This window comes from Paenibacillus sp. A14 (assembly GCF_036864815.1).
Classification (GTDB): Bacteria; Bacillota; Bacilli; order Paenibacillales; family Paenibacillaceae; genus Fontibacillus; species Fontibacillus sanfengchensis.
Genome location: NZ_JBAGJD010000003.1, coordinates 671,905 through 696,537 on the forward strand (window position 1 = coordinate 671,905; position 24,633 = coordinate 696,537).

General features: G+C 53.9%; 20 protein-coding genes, 1 tRNA gene and 1 pseudogene. 2 read left to right on the top strand and 20 right to left on the bottom strand.

All coding sequences use genetic code 11. The annotated features are described in order from the left end of the window. Positions 1-2 precede the first annotated feature (2 nt). From V4U88_RS11020 to V4U88_RS11085, 14 genes and pseudogenes are all read right to left on the bottom strand, one after another. A complete protein-coding gene (locus tag V4U88_RS11020) occupies positions 3-854 on the bottom strand; it encodes a MetQ/NlpA family ABC transporter substrate-binding protein (protein ID WP_334073301.1) in 852 nt (283 codons plus the stop codon). Between the two features lie 39 nt (positions 855-893). Then, positions 894-1,664: an SDR family NAD(P)-dependent oxidoreductase gene (locus V4U88_RS11025; protein WP_334073302.1), complete on the bottom strand. Its 771-nt coding sequence runs from the start codon at positions 1,662-1,664 to the stop codon at positions 894-896. 5 nt (positions 1,665-1,669) lie between these two features. After that, the gene (locus V4U88_RS11030) at positions 1,670-2,131 is read right to left on the bottom strand and encodes an S-ribosylhomocysteine lyase (protein ID WP_124331543.1); all 462 of its coding nucleotides are present in this window, start codon (positions 2,129-2,131) and stop codon (positions 1,670-1,672) included. A 95-nt stretch (positions 2,132-2,226) separates the two neighbouring features. Continuing rightward, a complete protein-coding gene (locus tag V4U88_RS11035) occupies positions 2,227-2,907 on the bottom strand; it encodes a methionine ABC transporter permease (protein ID WP_334073303.1) in 681 nt (226 codons plus the stop codon). Further along, entirely contained in the window at positions 2,904-3,971 is a 1,068-nt protein-coding gene (locus V4U88_RS11040; protein ID WP_334073304.1) for a methionine ABC transporter ATP-binding protein, read from the bottom strand. Before V4U88_RS11040 ends, V4U88_RS11035 begins: the two co-directional genes overlap by 4 nt. Before the next feature lie 251 nt (positions 3,972-4,222). After that, positions 4,223-6,475, bottom strand: coding sequence for a glycoside hydrolase family 3 C-terminal domain-containing protein (locus V4U88_RS11045; RefSeq protein ID WP_334073305.1), 2,253 nt, complete (start codon positions 6,473-6,475; stop codon positions 4,223-4,225). A 77-nt stretch (positions 6,476-6,552) separates the two neighbouring features. After that, a pseudogene (locus V4U88_RS11050) lies at positions 6,553-7,879 on the bottom strand (glycoside hydrolase family 30 protein). A 37-nt stretch (positions 7,880-7,916) separates the two neighbouring features. Continuing rightward, positions 7,917-8,744 carry a carbohydrate ABC transporter permease gene (locus tag V4U88_RS11055; protein ID WP_334073306.1) on the bottom strand — a complete coding sequence of 276 codons (828 nt, stop codon included), beginning with the start codon at positions 8,742-8,744 and terminating at the stop codon, positions 7,917-7,919. Beyond that, entirely contained in the window at positions 8,741-9,628 is an 888-nt protein-coding gene (locus tag V4U88_RS11060) for a carbohydrate ABC transporter permease (protein WP_334073307.1), read from the bottom strand. The genes V4U88_RS11055 and V4U88_RS11060 overlap by 4 nt, the downstream gene beginning before the upstream one ends. A gap of 75 nt (positions 9,629-9,703) precedes the next feature. Beyond that, a complete protein-coding gene (locus V4U88_RS11065) occupies positions 9,704-10,999 on the bottom strand; it encodes an ABC transporter substrate-binding protein (RefSeq protein WP_334073308.1) in 1,296 nt (431 codons plus the stop codon). Positions 11,000-11,079: 80 nt separating this feature from the next. Further along, positions 11,080-12,159 (bottom strand): response regulator, encoded by a 1,080-nt coding sequence (locus V4U88_RS11070; protein ID WP_334073309.1) that lies wholly within the window; start codon positions 12,157-12,159, stop codon positions 11,080-11,082. Between the two features lie 3 nt (positions 12,160-12,162). Beyond that, a complete protein-coding gene (locus tag V4U88_RS11075; protein WP_334073310.1) occupies positions 12,163-13,929 on the bottom strand; it encodes a sensor histidine kinase in 1,767 nt (588 codons plus the stop codon). A 94-nt stretch (positions 13,930-14,023) separates the two neighbouring features. Then, complete coding sequence (locus tag V4U88_RS11080; RefSeq protein ID WP_334073311.1) at positions 14,024-16,030, bottom strand: beta-galactosidase; 2,007 nt, start codon at positions 16,028-16,030, stop codon at positions 14,024-14,026. Positions 16,031-16,416: 386 nt separating this feature from the next. After that, positions 16,417-16,501 (bottom strand) — tRNA-Leu (locus V4U88_RS11085). 162 nt (positions 16,502-16,663) lie between these two features. Between V4U88_RS11085 and V4U88_RS11090 the strand changes: the two genes are divergently transcribed. Beyond that, positions 16,664-17,071, top strand: coding sequence for a hypothetical protein (locus V4U88_RS11090; protein WP_334073312.1), 408 nt, complete (start codon positions 16,664-16,666; stop codon positions 17,069-17,071). 74 nt (positions 17,072-17,145) lie between these two features. On the opposite strand, the gene V4U88_RS11095 is transcribed toward V4U88_RS11090, so the two are convergent. From V4U88_RS11095 to V4U88_RS11110, 4 genes are all read right to left on the bottom strand, one after another. Continuing rightward, on the bottom strand, positions 17,146-17,490 hold the full coding sequence (locus V4U88_RS11095; RefSeq protein ID WP_334073313.1) for a carboxymuconolactone decarboxylase family protein: 345 nt from the start codon (positions 17,488-17,490) through the stop codon (positions 17,146-17,148). 86 nt (positions 17,491-17,576) lie between these two features. Beyond that, positions 17,577-17,792, bottom strand: a complete 216-nt coding sequence (locus V4U88_RS11100; protein WP_334073384.1) for a hypothetical protein — start codon at positions 17,790-17,792, stop codon at positions 17,577-17,579. A gap of 173 nt (positions 17,793-17,965) precedes the next feature. Further along, a complete protein-coding gene (locus tag V4U88_RS11105; protein WP_334073314.1) occupies positions 17,966-18,298 on the bottom strand; it encodes a hypothetical protein in 333 nt (110 codons plus the stop codon). A gap of 101 nt (positions 18,299-18,399) precedes the next feature. Beyond that, positions 18,400-18,975 carry a xanthine phosphoribosyltransferase gene (locus tag V4U88_RS11110; protein WP_334073315.1) on the bottom strand — a complete coding sequence of 192 codons (576 nt, stop codon included), beginning with the start codon at positions 18,973-18,975 and terminating at the stop codon, positions 18,400-18,402. Positions 18,976-19,077: 102 nt separating this feature from the next. Here V4U88_RS11110 and V4U88_RS11115 point away from each other — a divergent pair, with 102 nt between their 5' ends. Then, a complete protein-coding gene (locus tag V4U88_RS11115) occupies positions 19,078-20,109 on the top strand; it encodes a YkvI family membrane protein (protein ID WP_334073316.1) in 1,032 nt (343 codons plus the stop codon). On the opposite strand, the gene V4U88_RS11120 is transcribed toward V4U88_RS11115, so the two are convergent. After that, positions 20,110-23,316: an AAA family ATPase gene (locus tag V4U88_RS11120; protein WP_334073317.1), complete on the bottom strand. Its 3,207-nt coding sequence runs from the start codon at positions 23,314-23,316 to the stop codon at positions 20,110-20,112. Beyond that, entirely contained in the window at positions 23,316-24,632 is a 1,317-nt protein-coding gene (locus tag V4U88_RS11125) for a metallophosphoesterase family protein (protein WP_334073318.1), read from the bottom strand. Before V4U88_RS11125 ends, V4U88_RS11120 begins: the two co-directional genes overlap by 1 nt. Position 24,633: the final 1 nt, after the last annotated feature.

Genomic DNA, 24,633 nt, shown 5'->3' on the forward strand with positions numbered 1-24,633 from the left:
CTCTATTCTTGCAGATAAGAGATCGGCTTATCTACGGGCACCTTGGTGCCGCCGAACTCCTGCTCGATATATTTCTGCGTATCCTCGTTGTGATACAACTCACCTAATTTTAAAATGCCTGGATCATTCTGCTTCTCGGAAGTGGTCGCCAGCACATTGATGCTATTCTTCGTATCTACAGAAACTTCCTCATGGAACAAGGAGTCCTTCAGGACATTCAATCCGCCTTCCAGGGCAATCGTGTTGCCGATCAATACCAGATCGACGTCTTGGATCACCCGCGGGCCGGTCGTATCGTCGATCAGCTTGAACTTCAGATTTTTAGGATTATCGACGATATCGTTAACCGTACCTGTCCCCAAATTAAAATCATCCTTCAGTTTGATCAGACCGGCAGTCTGCAGCAGGCTTAAGCCTCTGGCCGTATTGGCCGGGTTATCCGCCAGGGCGACGAGGGCGCCGTCCGGAACCTCCTTAATATCCTTGATCTTCTGTGAATAGATGCCCATCGGCTCCAGATATGTGGTCGCTGTTGCTACCAGATTGGCGTTGCTTTCTTTATTATAGTTGACGAGATAAGCCCAGGATTGAAAAGCATTCACATCGACTTCGCCTTCCTTGGTAGCGTTATTCAACTCTACGCCGCCATTAATCTCCTTGACTTCAATATTAAGCTTGGCATCCTTGGCCGCCTGGGATTGCGCGATATGCTTCCAAATCTGAGCATCGGAGCCCTGCGAACCAATGACAATCTTCTGGCCATCGCCCGATGATTTGCCGCCGCAGCCCGCGGTCGCCAGTATCAATACCAATCCGAGTGCTAGTCCGCCCCATAGTTTCCCTTTACTGCTCATATGATCCTCTCCCCTTTTGATCTGGATGCTATTTTTCTCCTAATGCATGGTCATACCGCCAGTTACATTGATCGCTTGGCCTGTCATATACGAAGATAACGGACTGGCCAAAAATAGGGCGACGTTGGCAACATCACTGACCTCGGCCGTTCTGCCCAGCGGAATTTGGGAGCAGTCCTCCGCATAGATCTCCTCGGCCGTCATGCCGCGGATTAATCCGCCTTCGACACGCTCCCGATGCTTCATGGGCGTCTCCACAATACCCGGACATATCGCATTGACGAGTATGTTATGCCGCGCCAGTTCAATCGCCATTACCTTGGTCAGTCCAAGCACCGCATGCTTCGATGCGCAATATCCGCCCATAGCCCGATAGCCGTTCTTGCCGGCCTGCGAAGCCATTTGGATAATTCTCCCTGGTCTTCTGGCATCGACCATCGCTTTCGCAAATATTTTCGATACCAGGTATAACCCCGTAGAATTAATGGAGAATACCTTCTCCCAATCCTCCAGCTTGCTGTCAATCACGTAATCCATCGTGGAAATGCCGGCGCAATTCACGACGATGTCCGGAACTCCCGCCTGTTCCAACACCATATTTGACCAGCGATAGATATCCTCCGATCGGGACAAATCCAGTCTGGATTCGAACAACTGCCCGTTAATTTCTTTAAAATCCCCTTCATGAGCGAGATCGGCAGAAATGACCTTGGCCCCACTCTGCAGTAGAATTTGTACGATGCCTTGTCCAATGCCTGAATTGCCCCCGGTGACAACCGCCGTTTGATGCGATAAATCCAAAGTAATCATGGCTGTTACAATACTCTTTCAAAAGGATCCCTGCTGATTCCGGCTTGCAAGACGATCTTCGCGTATTCCTGAGCAGAGAACAGGGAATGGTCCTTGTAATTCCCGCATTCCAGCGCGGAGACAGCCGGAACCTCGGTTGTTTCCAGCACGCGCTTCAGCGTTCTTTCCAAGGCGGACGCGATCTCTTCGGGATCGTGCTCATTCCAGAGAATCAGATAATATCCGGTTCTGCATCCCATCGGAGAAATATCGATGATGCCTTGAATCTCGTCTCTCATATAGGTAGCGAGCAGATGCTCAAGAGTATGAAGTGCCGCCGTCGGAATCGCGTCTTTATTCGGCTGCAGGAAGCGAAGATCATATTTTTGCACAGTGCTGCCTTTTTCATCATGCTCAAGCCCTGCCGCCCTGACGTAAGGAGCCTTTACGATCGTGTGGTCCAATTGAAAGCTTTCTACTTTTGCCATTGTTCTTCAGTCCTTTTTGTAGTGTTGTATGTTTAACCAGTACCCGCCCAGAGGCTAGGGCAGTATACTGCACAAACCGTGGTCATACCCTGATGTCAATGCGTCGTCTTCTTGGTGAAATAATCCCCGATGAATTGGCACACGAACACCAGAATCAAGATCAGAATCGTAGCCACAAGTGTAATATCCGTCTGGAAGCGGTTGTACCCCTTATTGATAGCCAGGCTGCCGAGGCCCCCGGAGCCGATGGCCCCAGCCATCGTGGTCAGTCCGATCAGGTTAATGATCGTCACAGAGGAAGCCCTGATAATCGCGGACAAGCCTTCTTTCAGATATACGCGGAAAATAATCTCAATCGGTCCCGACCCCATAGACTGAGCCGCTTCAATGATCCCGGAATCAACTTCCACCAGCGCATTTTGTATCTGTCGGGCATAGAAAGGTACGATGCCGATGACCAGGGGCACGATCGCGGCATTCATACCGATCGATGTGCCTGTAATAAGTCGGGTAAGCGGCACGACAACAGCGATAAGAATGATGAATGGAATGGATCTGAACAGGTTAATGAATTTCTCCAACACACTATAGACCAGCCTGTTCTCCAGAATGCCTCCCTTGTCCACCACAACAAGGGTGACGCCAAACAAGATCCCAAATAACACGGAAAATAACGAGGTAACGACCACCATATAAATCGTCTCATAGGTGCTTAGCAGGATGTCTTCCCTTAAATTCCAGATGTTAGGGAAATATTTTGTAAAAAACTCACTCATGCCGGATCACCCACCTTTCGATTCTGAAAAAGTCGGGAATTGATAACTTCAACGTCTACCCGAGCCGACTGCAAGTATCGCAAAGCTCCCTCCAGATCACCGGGAGTGCCGGACATCACTACGATCAGATTGCCGATCGGGGTCTGCTGTAAAATCTCCACATTCGCGAATAAAATATTCGTCTTAACTCGGTAACGGGCAGTCAGCTCGGAAATAACCGGTTCACTGGTACTGTCGCCGATATAAGAAATCTTGCACAGCATATCGTTATCCTTCAAATGAAGGAGTGAAGGGTGCGACGTAAGCTTGTCCAGCATCTGCTCGATATGAGTAGCCGTATTAATGAAATCACGGGTCAACGTATTTTGCGGACGGCTAAAGATCGAGACGATATCGCCCTGCTCGACAATCCGCCCGGCTTCCATAACGGCAACCTTATTGCAGATCTCTTTCACAACTTGCATTTCATGCGTAATAATGACTATGGTCAGCCCCAGCGTTCGATTTAATTTCTTCAGCAATTCCAGAATGGATAGCGTCGTTTTCGGGTCCAGGGCGCTGGTCGCTTCATCGCACAGCAATATTTCCGGATCATTCGCCAGCGCTCTGGCTATAGCTACCCTTTGCTTCTGCCCTCCCGACAATTGGGAAGGATAAGCATCCAATTTATCCGACAAGCCTACCAGCTCTAGCAATTGTTTAACCTTCAGGTCCCTTTCGCGCTTGGAGAGCTTGGAACTCTTCAAGGGAAAGTCCACATTGTCATAGATTGTTCTCGAGTTCATCAAATGGAAATGCTGAAAGATCATTCCGATCCGCTTCCTGGCCAAGCGCAGCTCCTTGGGCTGCAAAGCCAGCAAATCCTGCCCATTGACTACTACACTTCCCGCCGAAGGCCGCTGCAGCAGATTAATCACGCGGACCAGCGTGCTCTTCCCCGCCCCACTGTAGCCGACAATTCCGTATACGTCTCCCGCGTCAACCTGCAGACTGACATCCTGGACGGCTGTAACCGATTGTGACCCATTTTCAAAGGTAACTTGAATATTGGATAAAGTAATCATGATGTCCAACCCTTTCTAGACTTCTGTGAACTAAGCCAGCTCCGGAAAATATATTTCTGTCATTTTACATCAGTTTACTCGGAATTACTACTACATTTTTTTAGGAAAACTATACCAAACCGCACTGCCACGCATATTCCAAGTATGCAAAAAAGCCTTGAATTTCCATGCAAGGAAATCCAAGGGCTCGTTCATTCGTTCAATCAGCTTAACTTATCGGTCGTTTAAATCACGTTTTTCATATATTTGAATTATTCGTTTAACTCCGCGATGTCCTTGGCCAACATCTCCTCTGTATATTTACCTTCGCCAAACGCAACCATGCCGCGCAGCGGCAAATATTTCAGCATGGCGAGTGCCATCTCCGGATTGTCCTCCAGCATGGCCTCAAACCCACTGCGTCCGGCGATCTCCTTCGCTTGGGCCGCCGTAGCCGGATTCAGCAGCAAATCACCGATGAGCGTATTTTGAGTTACGGGCGCCTGCTTTAGCGGAACCGTGGATTTAACGGTAACCTTTCGTGTCAAAGCGATGTCCCGCGAGGACGAGCCGACGCGGATCTCAAACTCGCCGGATTCCACATGCCAATCCGCCAAGGCGACGTTGTAATAAGCGAATGCCCGTTTGTCCAGCGTAAACCGGACAGTCTGGACCTCCCCGGGTTGAAGCTCCACCTTGTGGAAGCCCTTCAACTCCTGGAATGGCCGGACAACACTGCTTTTCAAGTCGCGGACATATAACTGCACCACCTCTTTGCCGACGCGACTCCCCGTATTTTTCAGGGTCACCTGGACCTCCAGGGACTCATCATCGTGCAGGGTTGCGCGGTTCAGCTCCATATCCAGAAGTTCAAATGAGGTGTAACTTAGACCGTGTCCGAAGGCAAATAACGGCTTGATCTCTTTTGTATCGTAGTATCTGTATCCCACAAAAGGACCTTCACGGTATTCCACCCTGTCTCCTTCGCCCGGGAAAAACAGGTACGAAGGATTGTCGGACAGCCTGACCGGAAACGTCTCCGCCAGCCTGCCGCTCGGGTTAGCGATGCCGAGCAGCAAATCGGCCACCGCGCCGCCGAACGCTTGCCCGCCCAGGTACCCTTCCAGCACCGCCTTTGTCTTATCGAGCCAGGGCATTTCCACCGGCGCACCGTTGCATAAGACGACGACGAGGTTCGGCTGTCTCGCCGCCACCGCTTCGATTAGCGCCAAATGACTTTCCGGTATGGACAAATGTGTGCGATCATATCCTTCCGACTCGTACCGATCCGGCAAGCCCGCAAACACGACCGCCACTTCCGCGTTCGCGGCCGTTTCCGCCGCCGCCTCGATCAGCGCGGTTTCGATCTCATCCGAATCGATCCGATAACCTTGCGCATAAGCGACGGATCCCGCCGAAGCGAGCCTGCGGATTTCCCCGAGCGGCTCATCCAGCTTCGTCGGATTGACATGCGAGCTGCCGCCGCCCTGATATCTCGGACGAACCGCAAATTCCCCGATGACCGCGAGCGATGTGCCGGACTGCAGCGGTAAAATGCCTTCATTTTTAAGCAGAACCATGCTTTCGCAAGCCATTTGCTTGGCCAGCGCATGATGCGCTTCCAGATCGACGACCGTCTGAGCCTTACGTTCTTGCCCGGCTTTCTGAAGAAACGCGAGCAGGCGTTCCACCGCGCGATCGAGCGTCTCTTCCGGCAAGGTTCCGTTCCTTACGGCCTCGACGATATCCCGATCATGGATCCCGCCGTTCCCCGGCATCTCCAGCTCCATTCCCGCCCGGAGCGCCTTGACGCGATCATTGACCGCTCCCCAATCGGACACGACGAACCCTTCGAACCCCCACTCCTCACGCAAAATACGCGTTAACAGCGTTTCATTTTCGGAGGCGTACTCCCCGTTCACCTTGTTGTAAGCGCACATGACGCTCCAAGGTTGTGCCTGTTTCACAGCTCCTTCGAAGCTGGCCAAATAAATTTCGCGCATCGTTCTCTCGTCCACGATGGCGTCGACGGACATCCGGCGGTGCTCCTGATTATTGGCCGCGAAATGCTTCAGTGAAGTGCCGACGCCTTGGCTTTGGACTCCCTCGATATGGTGGGCCGCCATCTCCGAAGAGAGAAACGGGTCTTCGGAAAAATACTCGAAGTTTCTTCCGCACAGAGGCGAGCGCTTGATATTCGCCCCGGGGCCGAGAAGAACGGCCACATTCGCCGCCTGGCATTCCGTTCCGAGCGCCACGCCTACCCGGTGGATCAGGTCGCGGTTCCACGAAGCGCCCATGCCTGCCGCCGTGGGAAAACATGTTGCCGGAACGCTGTCGTGAAGTCCGAGGTGATCCGAGGTTTCATCCTGTTTTCGCAGCCCGTGCGGCCCGTCCGTTACCATGACCGATGGTACGCCGAGGCGCTCCACGCTTTCGGTATGCCAGAAATCCGCCCCCGAGCAAAGACTTGCTTTCTCCTCAAGCGTCAATTGCTTGATGATTTCCTCAATGCATTGGTTCATCGCTCCATCCTCCATGGCGGCACCCCGAATCGCAAAGGATCGGGATACCTCATTCATTGGCCTAACTGGTCTACCGATCAAAATATCATCGTGTTAAAGGACTCCGGCTCCAGTTCGAAGCCGTACATTTCCGTTCCGTCCGAAATCCGCACGGTTCTCGTTTCCCTAAACGGATTTGACATCACTACGACGCGCTCGCCGCTTGGTGTCACGTAGCTGACCGCGTTGCCGAACCAGTGGCCTTGCTGACCGATCCGCTTTGAGCCCGGCGTCACGAAATGCGAGAAATGTTTCATGACATAATACTCGGGATTAAAAACCGCCCTTAGTTGCTCCTTATCGACCGTAATCATCGAGTTCTGCTCCCACCCCCACGTGCTCCGTCCTTTAGGCTCAAGCACCATGTTCCAATAAACGTACGCGTTTACCCGGTTCGTGAAATAATGTTGGAACAGATTAAATACGTATTTGGCATACTCCCAAGTATTCGTACCGTCGCCGCATTCGTTCTCGGTTTGCATGTACCGCAGTTCCGGGTAGCTCAGCACAGTGCGCTGGATCGCCCATTTTCCGGCCCATTGATAGCCTACGCCCTTAATCTTCAGGATCGCTTAACACCGTATGTGCGTAAGCGTCGTGGTCGGTGACCTTCTTCTTTAGCCATTCGTCCCACGGTTCCGGCGCATTAATGGTCCCCAGCCAGATTTCCGTATCGAGTCCATGCCGTTCAAAGGCCGGTCCTAAATAATCGCGGATATAATCGCGAAGCTGCTCGCCCGTCCAGACACAGGACGGAAACTTCTGATCGGCCACCACTTCGTTCTGGACATGGATCTGGTGAATCGTGATCCCCTCTTCCCTATAGGCCTGCACGAACTTCACGAAATATAGAGCATAGGCTTCCAGATTTTCGTGCTCCCAACGAAGTGTTCCGTAGTTATAAGCTTTCGGGTGCTTCATCCAAGTCGGCGGGCTCCAAGGCGAAGCGAACAGTTTTAGTTCGGGATTTAGCGCCAGGGCTTCCTTGATATAGGGAATCAAGTATTTCCGGTCCCGTTCGATGGAGAAATGCTCCATCGCATAGTCCCCATCCGTTTCATTGTGGCTGTACCACTCCAGGGCGTAGTCACTGGCTCCGATCGGAAGCCGGCAAATGCTGAATTTCTGTTCCCCGCCCGGATGAAACAAGTCGAACAATACCCTTGTTCGCTGCTCCTCGGGAAGTTGACTTAACGCCACAAACCCGAGCTCATTAAAACATCCCCCAAACCCTTCCACGTTTTGATAAACGGCATCCGTTAGCGTCAAATCCGCGGTTCCCCCGTTTGTCAATAAATTAGGCAGACCTTTCTCTTCCCATTGCCGCTCCCTTGTGCTCGATATCCATCGTTTCGGTTGTAACATGAATATCCTCCTCTCCTTATTCAATTAATGCATATGCCTAGCCCTTCACGGCCCCTTCAGCGATTCCTTCCATAATAAACTTTTGGAAAAACGCGTAAATCATCACCACCGGAATCGCCGTGAGCACCAGCGAAGCCAGAATCAGCGACCACTCCTTGTTATACTCCCCGAACAACATGTTGGTGGACAGGATCAACGTATAGTTGTCTACGTCCGTCAGCATCATCAGCGGCAGCAGGAAGTCGTTCCAGATCCACAGAAAGTCGAGAATCGCGATCGTTACGGTGATGGGCAAAAGCAGCGGCAAAATGATCCGGATAAAGGTCTGGAATTCGTTGCAGCCGTCAATTTGTCCGGACTCTTCCAGCTCCCGCGGGATCGACTTGACGAAACCATGATACAGAAAAATGGCCATATTGACGCCAAGCCCGATATAGATCAGCGCCAGTCCGTAAGTGCTGCCCTGCACCTGCATGGTTTTGGCCATCCGGGTGAGCGGAATCATGATCGAATGGAAGGGCACGAGCATCGAGGCCACAAACAGCAGAAAAATAAAATTGCTTAATTTGCCCCGGGTTCGGGACAGCTTATAGCCCGCCAAAGCGGAGCAGAAGACGATTCCTCCGATACCGATCACGGAAACAATCACCGAGTTCAAGGAGCTGTTCAGGAGATTGATTTTTTCGAACGCTTGCGAGTAGTTTTCAAAGTGCAGCTTCGTCGGCAGGGCGACGAACGATTCGAACATTTCCCCTTGAGTCTTAAACGAGTTGACGACCGCCATATAAATGGGAAAACATGTGAACAGGGCGCCCACGGACAAAATCAACCCGATCAAGAGCGAATTGATTCTCTTCATTCTCATGCTTCCACCTCTTTTTTCTTCATGACGTTCATCTGGATCAGGGTAACGAGTAATACGATGGCAAAGAGAATGAGCGATTTCGCGCTGGCGTAACCGTAGCGGAAGTTATTGGAGAAAGCCTCTTCATAGATGTTCATCGTAATCACCTGCGTGCTTCGTCCCGGCCCGCCGCCGGTAAGTCCGTATACGACATCAAACACTTTGAATGCGCCGTTCAGCGTCAGGAAGAAGCAAATGGTCACGGCATGCGTAATCATCGGCAGTATAACGCTTCTTAACGTTTGGAACGAATTGGCCCCATCGATAATGGCCGCTTCCTTCAAGCTCTGAGGCACCCCTTGCAGGGCCGCCAAATAAATAATCATCATGTACCCGACCCCGTTCCACAGCGACACGATCAGGATGGAGTAGAAAGAAAATTTTGGATTGCCCAGCCAGGAATGGTCAAGGAAAGTAATCGCCGCTTTTTCGGCGAGCTGCGGAATCACTTGCGAAAAAACAAAGGTCCACATAAAGGAACTGATAATTAGACTGATCATATTCGGCATAAAAAATATCGTACGGAAAAATCCTTTGCTCCGGGTCCGCGTCTCGATGAGTACGGCAAGAAGCAAAGCGATTACATTTTGCAATACAACCATGAATGCGACATATTTCAGCGTAAATAATAACGCATTAATGAAATCCGGGTCCTCCGTGAGCGCTTCGACGATATTGGCAAATCCGATGAAGCTGTAATTCTGGTTCAAACCGTTCCAGTCCGTAAACGTGTAATACATTCCGCCGAATGTCGGTATGAGCAGAAAGATGGTGTAAATAACGAGTGCCGGGGCCGTAAAAGCCAGCAAAGAGATATACTTCCTGAAGATCCTGGATGACGGCATGTTCTTCCTCCCCCTCCGTTTGTCTATGAATTGAGAAGGAAGGAACTTCTCGTTCCTTCCTCACCGGCAGCCGCGTTACTTGTTGACCTTGTTATACGATTTCCACGCTTTGTCGAGTGCTGTGAGCACATCGTCCTGCGAAATTTGCCCGGCGATGTAGGATTGCAGCGCTTTGCCGGATTCATCTTTAACCGCTTGCGGAATCCGTGGATCTTGATAGGACTTGCCCTCTTTCACATAAACCATCGCATCGTCCACCCAAGGATAGCTGCTGTAGTCGTGTACCGTGGCGACCGGATTAAACTTCAGCGCCTGGAAGAATGCGCTGGAATCCTTGTCGTCCAGAACGTAGTTCACAAAATCGAGGGCAACTTCCTTGTTTTTGCTAGTCTTGGATACGGCCAAGGAGGTAGACGTACTCAAGTTGATCATCGTAGCGTCGGGATTGTCGTTGATCGGCAAAGCCGCTACACCAAAACGGAGGTCGGGATTGGATTTCAAAATCGTCTCCGCAAACCAGGGGCCCTGAACCCACATCGCCGCCTTACCCTGCGCAAACATCGCCGCACCGTCGTCGCCGCCTACCTCGAGGCCGTTTTTGGTACCGTTCGCGTAAACCAAGTCGATGATGTCAAACATCCCTTTCATTTCGGTGAAGGAGCCTTGATCCTGGTTCATCCGCTCGATGAAATCCGGATTTTCCGTATTGACCAGTTGACCTATGGAAAGCGGCAGGAATAATTGCGGAATCCACGCCTCTTTGTCGGATAAAAGAAACGGGGTGATCTTGTTTTGTTTCAGCTTTTCAACGACTGTCTTCATCTCCGACAATGTCGTAGGAGGCGTCAGTCCCTGCTCTTCAAAAATCTGCTTGTTGTACAAATATCCCCAAGACAGTGTCTCGAGCGGAACCGCAACAATTTTTCCGTCTTCGGTCATGACCGAAGGCTTCACGCTATCCAGCAGCTTGCCGACGAACGGTTGATCCGACAAGTCTTCCAGATACCCGGCTTTATAAAATGGAGGGATTTCGTTGACCGCATGGATCGCGAATATGTCGGGTGCGTCGTTGGAAGCCAGTCTGGTTTTTAAAATTTGCGGGGCGGTATCCGCCGGCGGCATTTCCAGTTGAACCGACACATCGATGTTTTTCTCCGCTTTTTCTTTGGCCACGAAGGCATCGATGTACTTGTCATAATGTTCTTTTAGGCGAGGTTGGGCGATAAACATTTTCAAGTTGACGCTTTTCCCGCCGGAGCTTTCGCCCCCTGCCGATTCGTTGTTCGCCGCATGGTTTCCGCCGCCCGCTCCGCAGCCGGCAAGCAAAGAGACGATTAGCGCGGTTCCTGCTAGACCCTTCCAAATTTTCATATAAGATGACCCCCCAGAACGTTGATGTTTGTTTACGCCTTCATTCTAATTTATTTATGAAAGCGCTTCATTGGACGGGATTAGACTTTTCGATTGGATATTTTTAAACCTTGTGAACCTTTTCTCGCCTCTCCCGGCGAAATTCCGAAATGCTTTTTAAACACCCTGTGAAAATAGGACACGTCCTCATACCCGATCATTTCCGCTACTCTCTTGATGGCGACTTCTTCGTCCGATTTCAGCCATTCCATCGCCTTCTCCATTCTTAATTCCACGACATAGTCCGTAACCGTTAAGCCGTATTCCAGCTTAAACGCCTTGCTCAAATACTCTTTGCTGACGAAAAACAGCTTGGCGAGCTGCTCCAAACCGATCGGTTCCGCGTAATGATGATCAAGATACGATTTGACTTCTCCCAAATGCAGTTTATTTTTATATTTCCGCTGTTTGATCAGTTCTTCCAGGGCGTTCACATAACACTCGGATATCAAGCGGACCCCTTCCTGGAAGGAGTTTGGCATATCCGTAAGTTCAGCCGGGCGGTCCGATTCGCCGGCTAACGCGTTCGCCGCGCAGAGTTCTCTCAAGTACAGCAGAGTATCTTTTACCAGATAGCGGATCGTTTCCGGCTTCAACGCGGATTCAAGCTCCGAATCGGATTGCAGTTCATGGCATACTTTCCGGAGTCCCCCGCCATTCAGATCATTAAAGTAAGTCCCCAACCGCTTTTCGTATGCGGCCCATCTCGAAGACATCTCCAAATCGATTCCCTGCCGCTCCGTGCGCTTCCGTAGAGACACGCAACATCTGGCCAACACCGCGTTCAGTTCCTGCGGATCGATCGGCTTCAGCAAATAGTCGACCGCTTTGTAGCGGATCGCCTGCCTGGCGTAGTGGAAATCATCGTACCCGCTTACCACGATGACCTGCTTGTCGGGAAAACGGTCGCTCATCTTCCGCATCAGTTCTACTCCGTCGGAACCCGGCATGCGCATATCGGTAATGATGAGCTCAGGGCTAAGCCGTTCGATCATCCGTATCGCTTCCAAACCGTCCTCCGCCTCCCCCACGACTTCCATGCTGTGTTCGTCCCATCGGCCCAAATTTTTGATAATATTCCGGTTCCACTCTTCATCATCCACTATCAATACTTTGAACATGCTTTAGCCCTCCTTTTGATCGGGAAGATGCAGCGTGACACTGGTGCCTTTGCCCCATACGCTGTCAAGGCTCATTTTGTATTCCGCGCCAAAATACATCTGGATTCGGGAAGCCACATTGATCAGCCCGATGCTCGTTCCCTTGGTCCATACCTGCTCCAGATCCCGGTTCAGCTGCGTTCGCAACCGCTGGAGCTGCGCATTTTCCATCCCTGCCCCATTATCCCGGACCATCAGCCGTATGCCCTCGGACTCGGGGCGGATCGTCACCTCCAGCCGCCACTCTCCGGTCTTATGATCCAGCCCGTGAACAAATGCATTTTCGACGATCGGCTGCAGTGCCAGTTTCGGGATTCGGCAGTCCAGCACATCTCCGTCTATGTTTAGCTCGTAATGGAGCCGCTTGCCGAAGCGCCGCTGTTGGATATTCATATAATGATTCAGATGTTCAAGCTCCGCCCGAAGCGTCGCAAGCGTATCCGGATCCCGTACGATATAACGGAACATTTCACTAAGCGAACGGATGATACCGTAGCTCTCCGCCGGTTTTTGCGAGAAGATCATTCCCCCGATCAACTGCAGCGTATTTTGCAAAAAATGCGGGTTGATTTGCGATTGCAGCGCTTTAAGTTCCGCCGTTTTCTTTTCCAGGCGAATCCGGTACTCGGTATTAATATGGTCTCTGATCCGCTGGGCCATGGTGGCAAAATTGGCTTCCAGGAGCCCGATTTCATCTTTGCGCTTGCTCCGGGGAATCATCTGCTCCTTGGTCAAATCGAGCTTCCGCATCGCCCGGGCCAAACCGATGATGGGTTTGGTCGTTTTCCAGGCAAAATAAAAAGCAAATAAAGCGGAGATGATCGTGGAAATCATCCCGACGATCAAACCATAGTTCATCGTCGCCCGGGCGCTTTCGTTGATCGTGGCGACCGGGATTATTTTTACCAATCTAAGGTCAACGGGATCCAGCGTATTGTAAAAAACGAATTCCCGATCCGTTCTGAATTGGCCCGGCCCGGCATCCTTGGAAGCTTGCAGCTCCGCCGCCACATCAGGAGAGATTTCGCCGTCGCCGTATAGAATGCGGCCGTTCATATCCGTAACGAACACGGACTGCTCCTTTCCTTCGCCAAGTAAACGGATCGTTTGATCGAAATAGGACCAGAGTACCTCCAGGGAGATGTAGCCCAGCTTTTCCTGGTTTTCAAAGCGGTTGATGCTGCGAATCAATCGAAATTTGCCGGGGTCCGATGAATCCGTCTCCACGATAAAATCTTTGTTCTCCCGCAGCAAATCCCGGTAAACGCGCGGTATGCCGCTGATCTCTTCCACTTCGTTTTGCATCGAATTGATCGTAAACAGCGTCCCGGTTTCATGCAGGTACATAACGACGCCGACCAGGTGATTCCCTCCGCTGTAATACACGCTATTCAGTGAATTAAAAACATTCTGCTGAGCGACAAATTGGCTGGCCGGGGTTTCCGCTTCGGGCCGATTCAGATAATTGGCCAACCCCGGACTGATCTGGAGCGAATAGACCAGGTTGTTTAGTCTGGCAAACTGATCACTCAAATAAATCCCCGTCCATTTCATATTGGATAGGTTGGTGCCTATCACTTGCTCTTCCATCGAAGCGCTGCTGTTCTCCGCTGCCAGCGCGGTAACGACGACGACGGGTACGATCGCGATCAATATCATCGTCAGAATCAATTTGTTGCGGATACTCGTTTTGAACGGGTCAATGACCCTCCGCCGCAGTCTGCCAAACATTCGCTTCCCCCCTGTGATGCCGCATATCGCATAAATAGTAGAAAACGCCTCGCGGATGCGGGAGGCGTTTATTTCAATACAAAGCGTCTATGGCTTATTGTTCTTCGATAATGGTAAAGCCCCATGGCTCAAGCTTCAGGGTTTGTCCAGAGCTTACCGTTTGGTCCGAAAGCAGCTCAATTCCCTCACGATGACGATAGTCAAACGAAGCCGGCATTTCAGAATAGTTAAAGTAATATCGGACCGTTTTGCCCAGCCCGTTAACCCCGGATTTCGTGATCAGCGGGAAGCGGATCTCTTGATCCAGTCCCCATAAACCGGCCTTCTTCACGGCATGCTCCAGAATTTTGCCCATAACCGCCTCGCTCGTCATACAGCCGATATACACGGCCTGCCCTTGGCCGTAACCGTTTTGCGTGACCGCGGCATACTTCCCCCAATGCGGATGATCATAATAGGCGAGCACCTCCGCCGTCGATGGGGTGAGCAGTTCCATCCACGTATGCACCTGGTTTTGGTCTTCACCGACCCGGAACGGATCGTCTTTTAACGTCACCCGTTTCGGCTCGACGAACATGTTATACGAAATGCCGCATGCTTGGCCGATGATTCCCGGTTGCCGTTCGGAACGGACCTTGACATTTTGATCCGTGAAGCCGCTCTTAAAAGTATAAACGATATGCCCACCATCATATACAAACCGGTTTAACCGCTCCAAAAGATCATTGGAAGCCGTATAAAGCGCAGGAACGATAAGCAGATCATATTTTTCAAGATGCGGGGTTGCGGGAGACACGAAATCACAGCCGATGTTCATCCGGTACAGCTCATCATACATCATTCTAACGACATCATTATACTTTTTCGTGCTGGAAAAATTAAATTTGAACCACTCCATCGCCGTTAACGAGTCGTTGCTGACCAGAATGGCGACTTTATTCTCTTTTTGAAGGTTCACCAAATGCGGAGACAAACGCGCAAAGTCCCGGCCGATCGTTCGGGCTTCCTCATAAATCGGGTTGGGTTCGAAGTCATGGCTGAGCAAGCCTTTCCAATAGGTTTCGAAGGAATTGTGGATCGAATGCCAGTGCCAATAGGCCACCATATTGGCTCCCGAAGCCAGATGGCTGAACGCCTGCAATCTTAACTGCCCCGGGTACGGGGTCCAGTGGGGAAAGGCCTGCGCTTCCGTCTCGAGCACCAAATAATTCGTTCCTTTGGTGGATCGCGCCACATCCCCGCCGAAGGAAATTTCAATCCCGGTCAGATCGTCCTGTGACGGATGGTAAATGTCCACCCCCGTGATATCGAAAGGACGGGAAGCCTCAAAATGGTCCACATCCGGCTGAATGCCGTAGGAATGTCCCCGCCACTCAAAATCGAAATTTTGCGTAACAAACTGATCCGCCCGCTTGTACTCATTAACGATGGATACTTGCCAGTTCAGGAAATCGGCGACCAGTTTCCGTTGAAATTTGGCAAACTCCGCGCCCAAGCTGCCATTAATCGTCCCGATGATGGACGGGAAGTCCTCCCAACTGTTGATCCGGTTGCTCCAATAGTCTAGCCCAAACGCCTTGTTCAATTCCTCTAGCGTTTTGAATTTGTCCCGAACGTATTTAACAAACAGCAACTGGACATTAGGGCCCGCGGTATGGTAGTGCTTCGTTTCATTATCGGTTTGGTACCCGATCACCGCCGGATGTTCGCTAACCCGGGAGATCAGCTTGCGGATGATGCGCTCCGCATAAAACAAATAGGTCGGGTTCGTGATGTCCATTATTTGCCGTGCCCCATATTTGCCCGGTCCGTTTGCCGTCGTTGCCAACACCTCCGGATGCTCCTTGACCATCCAGGTCGGTACGGCGTAAGTAGGCGTTCCGACAATGACATGAATTCCGGCCCGATGCATCGCATCAAGAACGCGATCTACCGAGGTGAAATCGAATACTCCATTTTGCGGTTCGTGCGTGCTCCAGGTCGATTCGGCGATCCGCACCACGTTAATCCCCGCCTCTTTCATCATGCGGATATCCTCATCCAGCCGATCATAAGGCATATATTCGTCATAATAAGCGACACCGTATAACAGCTTCTCCATATTGACCTCCCTGAGTTTATAGTGACATTCGGCGATCTATCATGTGTAAAAATCATTTTAAAGCAATTGTTTACGCTTTCATAGTATTAGAAAAATCCATCCGCTTCACTGGACAAAATTAAACTCTTGCAGTGGAGTATTTTAAACTACTGCTCTCTTGGCCTCATGATGGGATTTAACTGGAAAAGCTCCATTTATTTTGCGGCTCATTTGCCGATATCCCCATTTAAGTCGAATTAGTGGGCGGTTTTCCAGCTAAACCGCCTCCCCAGCCGTTTAGGCTCCAAATTAACAGGAATAATTCCCTTTAATTTACCCCCGTACATGCAAAAAGCTCCTGATTCATCCACAAGGACAATTCAGGAGCTCTTTCGTTAACATTAGGATGCGGTCGAGAGGACTCGAACCTCCACGGGGGGTTAGCCCACACGGACCTGAACCGTGCGCGTCTGCCAATTCCGCCACGACCGCTTAGTGTCTCTTACAGAAAATCAATTTCCGCAGCGACAAGATTTATAATAGCATGAACTCACAGACATAGTCAACACTTTTATTTCCTCTTTTAATTCGGCAGCGCTTTGGCTAAAATAAGAACATAAGTTCCCATTCAATAAGGATAAGGGGGTTGTCCAAATGGCGGTACCCGGCATTACGGAGGATGAATTGGCATTGATTCGGAGCGTAGTTCTGCTGCGTTTCATCCGCCGGATACTGGATCGGGATGCCCGGATTTTAGAGGAGAGCGGCGTATTGAAGAGCCCGGAGCTCTATACGGAGATCCTTCGCGGCGCCGAGCGGCGCGCTTCTTTGGTACAGCATGAGATTATGGCGGAATTCCAGAAGCGCCGGATCAAATTTCTGCGCCTGACCCAGGATGAACATGGAATCGAAGCCGATTATCTGTGCAGAGGCTACCGGGGGACGATGAAGATGCTCTGGCCCGTCCTCCGCAGTGAAATGGCCTCCCGCATCCGTGCTTATTTGGGTTCCGGCTGCGCGGACGTCTCCGAGACGCCGCTGTCCGAGCCGATCCGTTTATAACAAACCGCTCATAGAAAGAAAGACCCCTGTGTTCCTTAAAGAAACCTCGGGGTCCTAGTTTAACGGAAGAATCCTTAATGCATCGGCGTTTGACCGAGAGCCTCCTGCACGCGAATCACGCCTTGGGACAAAGCGTTTCCCGCCAATGCGGCGGAAGCGACCGCCACCGTTTCCAGCAGTTCTTCCTCTGTCGCTCCCTTGGATCTGGCTTCCTCGGTATGGTAGAACGTGCAAATTTCATTATTCGTGGACAAAGCGATCCCCAGCGCGATCAGTTGCTTGGTTTTGGCGTCCAGCTTGCCGCTTTCAAAACATTCCCCCGTAAACGCATGATACGCCTCGGTTGCCCCGGGAACTGCGGCTCCATAAGTATGAATCTGATCCTTATAGGCTTTTATCTTTTCACTGACGAGTGACATGGCTATTCAGGCATCCTTTCTCAGGGATTTGGCGTGAAATTATCCGGACTACCTTACTACCATGTCCCGCTCCGCCAAAAATATGCTTATATTTCCGGCGAAATCCGGGGCTCCCTGGCCGGACGAATGCTATAGCGCCGGTCAAGCTTGACCACATTCCGGTTGGGTCTGCGAATCAGTACGTGGGTATCGTCCCACGCTACGACAATCCCCCGGATGTCGTTCTCGGGGAGCGCGTCGCGCACGACCCGGACTTTTTCACCCGATAAACGAAACGCATTCAGTTCTTCATCGGAAATCATCGTGTTCACCGTCTTTCTGGAAATAAGTTATCACTCTCATGATAATTAAAAAAAGACTCCGCAGCAATTCACGGAGTCCTTTAACACCATGACCGTCACTTTCCGTCAACGCTCATGATAAAACCACACTATAATCAGCAATCGGATCGGCAGAGCCATCCTCCCATTTCCTTCTAGCGTTGGGCATGCTCCTTGCTGTCGTTCTTCTCGAACCAGAAATCAAGCACTTTCGCCGACATGACACGCTGCTTCACATATCCAACCTGCTGCGGGCTGAATTCCGCTCTCCAGTCAATACCTAGCTCCTCGCATAGCTCGGCGATCGTAAGCAACTGTGACCAAGCGACATAGCGCTTATACCAGAAGAACTGGGGATGCTCAAGCATATAGGGATAAAGGTCGTCAAACTCCGTATGTTTGCAATCCAGGGCACGTTCGAAAGTAACCTTGGCATCGGACAATTTAGTAATAAAGAATTCCGCGTTCACTACAGGATCATTCCCCATTTTATAAGCCTCCTCTCCCTAGTAATCCCCATTATAACGAAAAAAAAGAGGCCTGCAAAGAACTGTTGCAAAATTGGAACGAATTAATTTCTCAGGATGATTCAGGCGTCGGCAAAAACAACTTGGCCGCCCTCCAGCGAAGCGATGCGCACCAGGGATTCCAGGCGGATGCCTTGCTCCCGCAGCGCTTTGGCTCCCGGCTGGAAGCATTTCTCCACCACAATCCCGGCTCCGACCAACTCCGCGCCCGACCGCTCAATGATTTTAACCAGCCCTCTGGCCGCATCCCCGTTCGCGATGATATCGTCGATAAACAAAACACGGTCGTCCGGCGAAATCAGTTCCCGGGAGATCAAAATGTCCGTCACGATTCCTTTCGTGAAGGAAGGGACCCGTTCGCACAGCATGTCCGGCTCGGCGAGCAGCGTCTTTTTGCGGCGCGCAAACAGCAGGGGAACCCCCAATTCATACGCCGTGGCAAAAGCGATCGCAATGCCCGAGGATTCAACCGTAACCACCCGGGTCACGCCCGCGTCCCGGAAGCGCTCGGCAAATTCCCGGCCCATCTCCATCGTCAGTTGCGGGTCGACCTGATGATTCAGCAGCGCATCCAGCTTCAGTACCTGATCGGATACCACCACGCCCTGCTCCACGATTCGTTGTTTCAATTTCTCCATTCCTATTCCTCCCGAACTTGATCCATTTAGGGTTTGAGTCATGTCCCGTCCCCGGACAACATACCTTGTACTATATATAGCACATCGGCCGGGGGGAAAACCATGAAAAATGCCGTCAAAGTTTTGCAAATCGCTTTCACCTATATCGGCACCGTTGTCGGTGCCGGCTTTGCAACCGGCCGGGAAATCCTGCAATTCTTTACCCAGTACGGCAAATGGGGCGCATTGACGATCCTGCTAGCCTCGGCCTTGTTTATTTGGCTGGGAACCAAAATGATGCTGCTGGCCCGCAGTATCCGGGCCGAGTCTTACGAAGATCTGAACCGGAAACTGTTCGGAGACCGGATCGGCCAAATCTTGAGCCTGTTCACCATGATCGTTCTCATCGGGGTGAACAGCGTGATGCTGGCCGGAGCCGGTTCGGTCTTTCAGGAGCATTTCGGGATACACTACCAAATCGGGCTGTGGATCACACTAGCCCTTACGTTCATCCTGCTGGGCAAAGGCATCGACGGGGTGATGAAACTGAACTCCATGGTCGTCCCCATGATGATTACGCTGTCCCTGGCGATCATCTTTAATACGGCGGGATCGCCGGGAGCCTCCCGGTTTCTGACGCTCGGCACCGACCACAGCCTGCTGGCGACCTGGGCCTCTCCCTTAATGTACACGGCCTTCAATCTCTCCATGGCCCAGGCCGTGCTCGTCCCGATCGGCAGCCGGACGGAGAGCCGCCGCGTCATTATTTGGGGCGGCCTGCTTGGCGGGACAGGCGTCGGCTTTATGCTGATGGCCGGACACTTTGCCCTGTCGGCCAATATGCCCGGGATCGTGCAGTTTGAGATCCCCATGGGCAGCATCGCCCAGCAAATGGGGACCGCCATCCAGCTTATTTATCTTGTGCTGATCTTCATGGAAATTTTCAGCACCTTTGTCGCCGACGTCTACGGGGTGACGCTCCAGCTGAGACAGCGGCTGCAACTGCCGCCCCGGCTGATTTCAGCCTGTATTTTGCTGATCTGTTATGTGACAAGCCAGTTCGGCTTCAGCACCCTGCTCTCCATCCTCTATCCGGCGTTCGGGATGTTCAGCCTGCTGTGGGCGGTCATGCTCGCGCTTTACCGGCAGCGCTGATCAAGCCAGCTCCACAAGCTGGACATTTCCCAGATGGGTGCGGACCCCTTCCGCCACATGGGCATGGCAAGTCATGAGGATCAACTGCCTGCTTTCGGAAACTTCCTTGAGGACGGACAAAACCCCGGCCAATCGTCCCGCATCGAAGTTGACGAACAGATCGTCGAGAAGCAGCGGCAAGCTTTCCCGGCCCGAAACGGCCTCCGACAGCGCAAAGCGCATCGCCAGATAAAGCTGTTCCGCCGTTCCGCGGCTCAAATAAGAGCTGGCGACCGGCCCGACATCCCGATGCTCGGCCAGCAATTCCTGGCTCCCCATCTTGACGAGAATGCGGCCGTATACCCCCCCTGTCATTTTCTCAAAATAACGCGAAGCCTGCTGCAGCACTTGCGGCTGCCGCTCTTCCTCATAAATTTTGCGCACCCTTGCGATCAACTCCTGGGAGACGGCCATGACCGCGTACCGGTCGAAAGCCTCCCCCAATGCGGCCTGTTGCTCCGCCAGCTGCTGATTCACGTCGTCTTCCAGCCCCCGCTGTTCCAGCGTCTCCTTCTCCTGAAGCAGACGTCCCCGCCGCTCCAAAAGACGCTGCCTATGCTGCTTGGCCTCTTGAAGCCGCTCCCCGGCTTTCTCGGTCCTTCTTATGAGGGTCTCCTCTTCATGATCCCGCTGCAGCTCTTCAAGCTGTCGGCGCTGTGCCTCATCCATCGTTCCGAACATAACGAGCTCGGCCTGCCTGAGTTCCGCATAAAGCCGCTCCCTTTTGGCGGCCTCGGCCCCGAAGCGCAGGTACATCTCACCATCCTCCGCCCCGCTTTCGTCAAGCAGATGCCGCTCGGCGGCGGCGATCGCTTCCAACCGTGCTTTCCGTCTGCCCAGTTCCTCCTCAAGCGGGTCCAGCCTGTCGGCCAGGCGCTGACGCCGCGCCTCGAGTTCCAGCTGGATATCCAATTCGGCCTTCGCCTGGCGGACGGTGGCGGCCATCGCGCCGGGCGCGGCGGATTCCGTTCCGCGGAGCTCTCCCAACAAGGCGCGGCCATCCCGTTCAAAAGCGTCCGCCTCCAGCTTGGCCGCGGCATGCTTGGCGGACAAAGACTCCAGCCGGGCAAGCCATTCCCGGCCTTGTTCGGCCAGCCGGAACACGTCCATCGCCGCCTCCGGAGACAAATCGCCGGACAGCCGGCGTTCCCGCAGCCAGTCCTCCCATTCGCGGGCCAAGCCGGCGAATTCCGTCTCCTTGCGGGCCAATTCCCGCTGCAAGGCGGACAGTTCATCAAGCTTTCCGGCCGTCTTCAGGCGGGCCTCCGCCGCGGCCGCTTCCAATGCCGCTTGGCGTTGATCCCACAGCTGCCACTGCTCCATCAACCGGCGGAGCAGTCTCTCTTCCTCGTCCCAGCGCTCCGACTCGGCCAAACTGGCCGTCACGCTCCGGCTACCCGCGGCGGTCAGCGGGTGGGCAATCAGCCGCGGCAAGATCTCCCGCAGCCGCAGTTCCTCGGGCGAGGCCGCAGGCTCCGAGAGCAGGCGGCCTCCGCGCCGCCGCTGCCGGGGTTTCCGGCCGCCGGATTCCCGCACGGCCAGAAACAGGTAAGCGTCGATGACGAACAGCACCACGCCGCCAAGCAGGGCGCTCCACACGGAATGCGTCACCATCCACAGCAGGACCGGCAGGAGCATGGTCAACACCCCCGTCCCGTTAAGCATCCGCTGCTGGAAGCGGCGAATATGGGCTTTCGCCGCCGCTTCGGCTTCCGCTGCACGGCGCTGCTCCTGAACGGACGCGGAAACCGCTCTCCAGCGGTCCAGCAGCCCTTGAATTTCGCTCCATAGCCGGCGGACCTCATTCCGGTCTCCGGGCACCAGATCGCTGAACTGACGCCGCCCGGCCTCGGCACCGGCCTGGAGCTGCTCCATGGCCCCGCCATGGGCCGCTTCCAGCGCCGAGGCTTCACGCTCCAGCTGCACCCGCTCATGGTGGAGAAGATCCGCCGCTTTATCGTATTCCTGAAACCGGGCGATAAAGCGCCGGACCGTCTCCCGCTCCCCGACAGTCCCCCCGAAGGCGCGCAGCTCGTCCGCCGTCCAATCCGGGTGGATGCTCCGCAAGGCGTGCGCCAGGCGGCCTTCGATCTGCTCCGCTTCCGACCGGAGCTCCGCCGCTTCCCGGACGCCGCTCTCGTACCGCGCCAGGCGGCCAGCCAGCGAGCGGATGCCGGCTTCTCGCTCCAGCAGCTCACGGTCCGGCCGGACAGCTCCAAGCTCGCTATGCAATACGGCGAGCTTTCTCATAAACTCCGCGGCTTCCAGCTCCAGCCGCGCCTTCTCTTCCTGGAGCCGCTCCCACCGGGACAGCCCTTGCTCCGGGAAAGCGGCGCGCTCCGGCAGCTCGGCCAGCTCCGCCCGGAGCGCTTCCCGCTTCACCCAGTCGGCGCGGGTGGCCGCGGCCTTGTCCAGCCGCAGAGCTTCGGCGCTTCGCCGCTCCAGCTCCGCTTCCCCGGCCTCCAGATCCGCACCAACTTCTTCCAGCTCCTTCAACACTTCGCGGTACCGGGGAAGCAGCGCTTTTGCCGCGGCGGCCTGCCGCTCCAGATGTTCGATAGACTGGGTGATCCCCGCCATCTCCTGATTCCGCCCCCGCGGGCGGTACAGCTTGTCCATCTCTTGGGCCAGCTTCTTTTCCCCACGCAGCACGGCGGCGCCTCCCCCGATGCCCGCGTGAAACAGAAAGCGGCTCATCTCTTCGGACTGCAGCGCGGAAACCTCCTGCAGTTCGCTCAGCGAAATGGCGAACAGCTGGCGGAACATCTCCTTGGACATGCCGCCAAGCAGCTCCCGCTCCAGCTCTTCCTGCGGCAGCTCCCGGAGCTCGCCGTCCGGGCCCGTACGGGTGATGCGCAGACGGTCCCCGCGCCCTGCCGCCGGAGAGCTTCCTTCCCGCGTACGGGCATAGCGCTCGATCGTCCACAAGCTGCCCGCGTTGTCCCGGAGGGTCAGCAAACCGCCGTGCGCTCCGCCGCGGACCGGTTCATAACGCATCGCACCGTACGTCCGTGACGGAATGCCGAACAGCATGGCGCGGACAAAGCCGAGCAAGGTGCTTTTGCCCGCCTCGTTGGGGCCATACAGGACCGTTACCGGTCCTTTTAGCTCGATTTCTTTGTCCTGCAGATGGCCGAAGCCTTGGACTTGCAATTTTTCCAGCCGCATCAGCCGGTCCCTCCCCGCATGTCTTCCTCCACCAGGAGCGATACCGCCAGCGCCTCGGCCCGCTCCAGCAGTTCCTGACGCTCCCTGGGGCCTAGCGATTTCAAAAGTCCTCGAAGATGGCGGTTATCCATCAGCGGGGACAGCGCGGTGTCGATGAGCTCGTCCCGTAGATCATCGCGAGCCAAGGCCCGGTCCGTAAGCCGGAGCAGTTCCCCGAGGAAGCTGTCCTCCCCTGCCAGCCCAGCCCGGTCGATGTCCGGTCCGGTTTTGGCTTTGAAGCCGACCGGCCAAACCACGGAATGAAGCGGCAGCGAAGCGTCCGCTTCCAGCCGCATGGTCTCCCGCCGCTGCAGCTCCGCCAGCAGATCGTGGGCTTCCCTGCCGTTTTGGAGCAGGGCATGCAGCGGGCCCCGCCCGGTAAACGTAAACCGCACGATTCCGGTTTTGCCCGACAAGCCGGCCCGAACTTCCTCCAGCCGTTCCTCCACCCGCTCTTTCCAGATTTCTTCCGTGGCAAGTTCCCCGATCGGAAGCTCAAGCTCCGCCCACCGGACATGATCCAGCTCGCGGAAACCGAGCCTGGCCTCTCCCCTATCGTCCACTTCAACAAGATAGCAGCCTTTCGGGCCCGTCTCTTTGAGGCTGCGGCCCTGCAGATTGCCCGGATAAACGACCCAAGGGGATTCGCTAAGGATTTGGCGTTTATGGATATGCCCGAGCGCCCAGTAATCGTAACCCGACGAGCGCAGGTCCTTGAGCGAGCAGGGAGAATAAGCATCATGCCCCTCCTGCCCGTCCACATTGGCATGCAGGAGACCAATATGGTACAACGGCGAAGCCGGGTCGCGCCGAAAAAGAAGAGCGGTGTTCTCCGTCACCGCCGCCGTTGGATATGAAATGCCGCTGATGACCGCCACGGGTTGCCCGTCCGCCCGGCGTACCGCCGTGGCGGATTCCGGCCGGCTGCCGCCGAATACCGTAACATTTCGCGGCAAAGACAAACGCAGACGGCTGCTGTTTAAAGGATCATGGTTTCCATGGATGACATAAACCGGAATACCCGAACGGGCCAGCTTGTTCCAAGCTTCTTGAAGGCGAAGCTGGGCCCTGAGCGAGGATTCGGAAGCATCGTAGACATCTCCGCTGACGACGACAAAGTCGACGTCGGCGGAAACGGCAAGGTCCACCAGGTCGCCGAGGGCGGCGAAGGTGGACTCTTGAAGGTGGCGGCGCAGCCGGTCCGGCAGCCCGGACATGCCCGCAAACGGGGTGTCCAGGTGCAGGTCGGCGGTATGAATGAATCGAAATGAAGGCATG